This window comes from Photobacterium sp. 2_MG-2023, assembly GCF_030547675.1.
GTDB classification, from domain to species: Bacteria; Pseudomonadota; Gammaproteobacteria; order Enterobacterales; family Vibrionaceae; genus Photobacterium; species Photobacterium arenosum.
The window spans coordinates 142635-148634 of the sequence record NZ_JAUOQQ010000012.1 but is presented as its reverse complement, the minus strand read 5'-3'; the positions used below and the strand labels follow the sequence as shown (position 1 = coordinate 148634).

Genomic DNA, 6000 nt, shown 5'->3' with positions numbered 1-6000 from the left:
TGGCTTATGGCTATCGAGATACTGGTTATTTCTTTCTGAAAATACGATCAGTCTTCCCCGGAGATCCGAGATGAACCCAAAAAAAGCCCTGAAAGCAAACGCTTCAGGGCTTTTTTGTCACTCAGAGTTATCAGGCCACAGTGATGGCAAGCTTACATGTGCCCGGCCACAAACATCGCAAACGGAATCGCCAGCAGCAAACTCAGCGCGGTACGGATAAACCAGATCACCACCAGCCGCCCGACACTGAGCGGAATGGAGGTCGACAGAATGCAGGGAATGGAGGCGGAAAAGAACAGCACGCTGGACACACAAATCACGCCCGCCGCCATACGCACCACAAACTCCGCCTCGCGCAGCAGCAGAGCAGGCAGGAACATTTCCGCCAGACCTGATGCCGAGGCCTGGGCCAGTTCTTTCGCGCCATCAATGCCCCACACCGCGGTAAACGGGTAGAACAGATAACCCAGCCACTCAAACACAGGGGTGTATTTCGCCACCAGCAAACCAATCAGGCCCACAGACATGATGGAGGGCAGGATGGAGATGGTCATCACCAGGCCATCTTTAATGGTAGATAAGATATTGCCGCCCAAAGCCGGCGCCTGACGGGCCACACTCATGCCGGTCTGATAAGCCGTCTGCAACCGTCCTTCGCTGCCGGCATCAGGTTCAGGATCCGCCACGGATTCATCCATCTGACGTAACGGCGGCAGACGGACAGTAATCGCGGTGACAATGAAAGTGATCACCAGAGTGCCCCAGAAATACAGGTTCCATACCGACATCAGATCCAGGGTTTTCGCCACTATGATCATAAAAGTGGCCGACACGGTCGAGAAGCCGGTGGCGATGATCGCCGCCTCTTTCGCTGAATATTGCCCTGATTTGTATACTCTATTGGTGATCAATAACCCCAGAGAATAACTGCCGACGAATGAGGCAACCGCATCAATCGCAGAGCGCCCCGGCGTACGCCAGATCGGTCGCATCACAGGCTGCACCAGGATACCAATCAGTTCCAGCAAACCATAGCTCACCAGAAACGACAGGAAAACAGCCCCTACGGGAACGATAAGCCCGACCGAGATCACCAGCTTCTCGAACAGAAACGACAGCATGTCTTTGCTGTGCAGGAACTCTGGTCCTGCACCTGTTACCGCCATCAGTGCCGCGCCAGCGCCCATGACTTTGAGTACAGAAAAAACTTTATCTGTCAGGCTCTTTGACCATTGACCGGTGACAAAAGGATAGACCGCACCTATCACTATCATGGCAAAGGCATACCAGGCAACACCGCTCCCCAGCCAGACTTTGATTTGACTAACCAAATGATCCAGCGGGATCGTCGATTTTCCATTCACAGAAATTGGAACGAAAAAGAAAAATATCCCGACAGCACTGAGAAACAGTAAGCGGAAACGTGCCAGTGCATCCGATGCACTGACACGAGACTGAGATTGTTCCATGTTATTCACTCCCTCTACACGTTATTTGTATATACATATAGAGAGCGAGCAAACAGAGCGCAAGGTGGTTATTTTGAAACCACTAAGGGGATCACAAAGATTTAACTCAAGAGTAACAACATCCCAGACCGTACAGCATGATCCGCTCTGGGATCATGGGTGGGCAAAAGCTCCCCGGGCTGTAACTGTTGTCACTCAAACCGGATCGTGACCCCGTCCAGCCCGCCACCTGAGCTCTGGCCTGACTGGCCGGTTTTGATCATCAGGCGCAAGTCATTAGCCGAATCGGCATAACTGAGGGCATCGTTCTCACGGATTTTGCCTTGCCTGAACAGTGCATACAACGACTGATCAAAAGTGATCATGCCATGCTCACGGCCTTTGCCCATGGTGGCTTTCAGTTCATGCAATTCTCCGCGCCGGATAAGATCCGACACTCTGGGCGTGTTGATCAGTAACTCAAACACCGCATGACGTCCCTCACCGGAAGGATCGGGAATCAGCTGTTGCGCCAGTATCCCTTTCAGGTTCAGCGACAAATCAAACAAAAACGACTCCCGGCGATCTTTCGGCACTAAATGCAGTATCCGTTCCAGCGCCTGATTGGCATTATTGGCATGCAGGGTCGCCATGCACAGATGACCGGTTTCGGCAAAATTGAGCGCATGCTCCATGGTTTCCTGATTGCGTATTTCACCAATCAGAATCATATCCGGTGCCTGACGCAAAGAATTTTTCAATGCCACTTCATAGCTTGCGGTATCTAAGCCAACCTCACGCTGAGTCACTATGCATTGCTGGTGCTGATGAATAAATTCTATCGGGTCTTCAACCGTCAGGATATGACCGCTGCTATGGCGGTTTCTGTGCCCTGTCAGCGCGGCCATGGAAGTTGACTTACCTGAGCCGGTCGCCCCGACCACCAGAATCAAACCCCGTTTCGCCAGTGCCATGGCTTTCATGGGTTCAGGCAGGCTGAGGGAATCCATGTCGGGAATAACGGTTTCAATACGGCGAATCACCATGCCCGGCTGCTCACGCTGCCAGAAGGCACTGATACGAAAACGGCGCTCACCGCGCACCAGCGCAAAATTCGCCTCTTTCAGTCCGGCAAAGCTCTGCCATTGTTCTGCAGACATTGCCTGCTGGCACAAAGCAGTCAGCTGTTCTGCCGACAAGGATTCACCGAGTGAACACAGCCGCCCGTTCACTTTCAGCTGGCAGGGCGCCGCCACAGTGAGATACACGTCAGACGCCTGCTTGTCGGTCATCTGGCTGAGAATAAAATCCAAATTCATGGCTAGTTTTCCTGCCTCATAATCCCTGATTTCGCTCAACCACCCGGGCGGCTTCCTCTGGTTCAATCAACCCTTGGGCCATTAAGCGGTTAACAGCCTGCTCCATCGTTTGCATCCCCAAACCGGCCCCGGTCTGGATCATCGAATACATCTGGGCCACTTTATCTTCCCGGATCAGGTTTCGGATCGCCGGGGTTGCCAGCATGATTTCATGGGCCGCCATCCTGCCACCGCCAGGGCATTTCAGCAGAGTCTGTGCGATCACCGCCCGCAGTGATTCCGACAGCATGGAACGCACCATGGCTTTATCGTTACCGGGGAAGACATCAATAATCCTGTCAATCGCCTTGGCCGCCGAGCTGGTGTGCAGAGTTCCCAGTACCAGATGGCCGGTTTCGGCCGCCGTCAGCGCTAAACGTATGGTTTCCTGATCGCGCAATTCACCGACCATGATCACATCGGGATCTTCACGCAACGCTGAGCGCAGCGCATTCTGAAAGCTGTGGGTATCACGGTGCACTTCGCGCTGATTGATCAGGCAGCGTTTACTTTGATGAACAAACTCCACCGGATCCTCAATGGTCAGAATATGGCGATGGGTGTGGGTGTTAATATGATCAACCATAGCGGCAATGGTGGTCGACTTGCCTGAACCTGTTGCCCCTGTTACCAGCACCAGGCCACGCTGGCTCTGGGCAACCTGATAAAACACCTCAGGCACCTGCAAGGTTTCCAGCGAGGGCACAGACTGGGGAATGGTACGGAACACCGCGGCACAACCCCGGGACTGCTGGAACGCATTGACACGAAACCGGCCGACATCGGGCAAGACAAAAGAAAAATCCACTTCCAGCCTTTCTTCATATTCACGCCGCTGACCGTCATTCATAATGTCGGTGATCAGCCGGTTCGCCTCTTCATGGCTCAGAGGCGGGATGCTGAGCGGCCTGACATCACCGTCTACCCGAATCATTGGCGATACCCCAGCGGAAAGGTGCAGATCGGAGGCGTTATGCTTTACACTAAAGTCCAGTAGTTCGGTGATATCCATACATTTTCCCTAAAGAATCAATTATGAGTAGTATCAAACAAAATATTACACAGGTCACCCGCGAGATCCGGCAGGCCTGCGAAAAATGCGGCCGCGATACAGATTCAGTGCAACTGCTGGCGGTCAGTAAAACCAAACCGGTCAGCGCTATTGCTGAAGCCATTGCCGCGGGACAACAGGCCTTTGGCGAAAACTATGTCCAGGAAGGTGTTGAGAAAATTCAGTATTTTTCTCAGTCTGACCAACAATTAATCTGGCATTTTATCGGTCCTGTCCAGTCCAACAAAACGCGCCCGATAGCCGAACATTTCGACTGGGTGCATTCGGTCGACAGGCTCAAAATCGCCCGCCGCCTCAGCGAACAGCGCCCGGCAACACTGCCGCCGCTGAAAATACTGCTTCAGGTCAACACCAGTGGCGAGGCGTCCAAATCGGGGGTCGACTTTGATGAGCTGGCAGAGCTGGCGGCTGAAGTGGCCGCCTTGCCCAATATAGAGCTGCGCGGGCTGATGTCTATTCCGGAAAAAGCTGACGATTATACCAGTCAGCTCTGCGCCTTTTCCGCACTGGCAAAGGCCAGAGACACTTTGCAGCAACGCCTGCCCCACACCAGATTGGATACCCTGTCGATGGGCATGAGCGGCGACATGGAAGCAGCCGTGGCCGCAGGCAGCACTATGGTGCGCATCGGGACCGCTATCTTTGGCGCCAGGGATTACAGTTAAATTCGCTTGAAGCATCAGGCGCTCATTACGTTTAGAAGGATTTCTCATGGAACAACGTTCAATCGCTTTTATCGGCGCTGGCAACATGGCCCGCTCCATCATCGCCGGCCTGGTTGCCAGCGGTTATCCGGCAGATAAAATCACCGCCACTGCGCCCAGTGCCGAACGCCGTGAACCATTGGCTCGTGAGTACGGTATTCATACCGACAGCGATAACCTGCGCGCCGCCCAGCAAGCCGAGGTCATCGTACTGGCGGTCAAACCTCAGTTAATGGCCAGTGTGTGTGAGCCGCTGCAAGCCATCGATTTTGACGGCAAACTGGTGATCTCCATCGCGGCAGGGATCTCAGTAGCGCGCCTGCAGGCCATGCTGGCAGCCAAAGTCAGCCTGGTGCGGGTAATGCCCAATACCCCTTCGCTGATTGGTAAAGGGATGAGCGGTATGTACGCCAATGCCAGTGTCAGCAACCAGGATCGTAATTTCTCTGACAGCCTGATGGCGGCGGTAGGCAAAACCTGCTGGGTATCAGAAGAGTCAGGGATCAATGGTGTGATTGCCGCTGCCGGCAGTGCCCCTGCTTATTTCTTTCTGTTCATGGAAGCCATGCAGAACGAAGCGATTCGTCAGGGCTTTGACAAAGAGACCGCGCGTGAACTGGTTCAGCAGGCCGCACTGGGCGCAGCCGGCATGGTGATCGCCAGCCCGGACACAGAGCTGTCAACCCTGCGTGAACAGGTCACTTCAAAAGGCGGAACCACAGCAGAGGCAATCCGCACATTTAATGAAGCGCAACTTAGTGATATCGTAGCCAAAGCCATGCAGGCCGCTGTCAGCCGCGCACAGGAAATGGAAAAATTATTTTAAGGTAACAATATGAATGCTATTGCTTTTTTAGTCAGCACCCTCTTTGACCTCTATATCATGGTGGTGCTGCTGCGACTGTGGCTGCAATGGGCCAAAGCGGATTTCTATAATCCCTTCTCCCAGTTTGTGGTGAAAGTCACCCAGCCTGTCCTCGGCCCGCTGCGTCGTGTTATCCCTTCAATCGGCTCGCTTGATCTGGCCACAGTGCTGTTTGCCTACCTGCTCACGGTAGGAAAGTTTATCGCGCTGCAATTAGTGCTGACCAATGGCGGAATGGCATTCAGCCCGGATCTGTTCTGGATAGCCGGATTATCCTTGCTTAAAGCGGCCGGTGGCCTGCTGTTCTGGGTGCTGCTGATCCGCGCCATCCTGAGCTGGGTCAGCCAGGGACGCAGCCCGATCGAATACGTGATGCATCAGCTGACCGAGCCGATGACAGCGCCAATCCGCCGCATCATTCCGGCCATTGGCGGCCTGGATCTGAGCGTGCTGGTGCTTTTTGTTGGCCTGCACTTCGCCAATATCCTGATGGGCGATCTGATTGGCCCTATCTGGTTCCAGCTGTGAGCCTGACACCTGTCTGTATCGATAA

6 protein-coding genes are annotated in these 6000 nt (G+C 53.9%); 3 read left to right on the top strand and 3 right to left on the bottom strand.

Going from position 1 to position 6000, the window contains the following annotated elements:
* Positions 1-152: 152 nt before the first annotated feature.
* The 3 genes from Q4491_RS11935 to Q4491_RS11925 all read right to left on the bottom strand — a co-directional run bounded on the left by Q4491_RS11935 (position 153) and on the right by Q4491_RS11925 (position 3818).
* Complete coding sequence (locus tag Q4491_RS11935) at positions 153-1469, bottom strand: YjiH family protein (protein ID WP_303457713.1); 1317 nt, start codon at positions 1467-1469, stop codon at positions 153-155.
* A 191-nt stretch (positions 1470-1660) separates the two neighbouring features.
* Entirely contained in the window at positions 1661-2767 is a 1107-nt protein-coding gene (locus Q4491_RS11930) for a PilT/PilU family type 4a pilus ATPase (protein ID WP_192015760.1), read from the bottom strand.
* 16 nt (positions 2768-2783) lie between these two features.
* Entirely contained in the window at positions 2784-3818 is a 1035-nt protein-coding gene (locus Q4491_RS11925) for a type IV pilus twitching motility protein PilT (protein ID WP_192015761.1), read from the bottom strand.
* A 23-nt stretch (positions 3819-3841) separates the two neighbouring features.
* Here Q4491_RS11925 and Q4491_RS11920 point away from each other — a divergent pair, with 23 nt between their 5' ends.
* Genes Q4491_RS11920 through Q4491_RS11910 form a run of 3 tightly spaced genes read left to right on the top strand, consistent with a single transcriptional unit; the run spans position 3842 to position 5975 of the window.
* Complete coding sequence (locus Q4491_RS11920) at positions 3842-4543, top strand: YggS family pyridoxal phosphate-dependent enzyme (RefSeq protein WP_237794670.1); 702 nt, start codon at positions 3842-3844, stop codon at positions 4541-4543.
* 46 nt (positions 4544-4589) lie between these two features.
* Positions 4590-5408 (top strand): pyrroline-5-carboxylate reductase, encoded by an 819-nt coding sequence (proC, locus tag Q4491_RS11915; protein ID WP_303457708.1) that lies wholly within the window; start codon positions 4590-4592, stop codon positions 5406-5408.
* A 9-nt stretch (positions 5409-5417) separates the two neighbouring features.
* On the top strand, positions 5418-5975 hold the full coding sequence (locus Q4491_RS11910; protein ID WP_192015764.1) for a YggT family protein: 558 nt from the start codon (positions 5418-5420) through the stop codon (positions 5973-5975).
* Positions 5976-6000 lie beyond the last annotated feature (25 nt).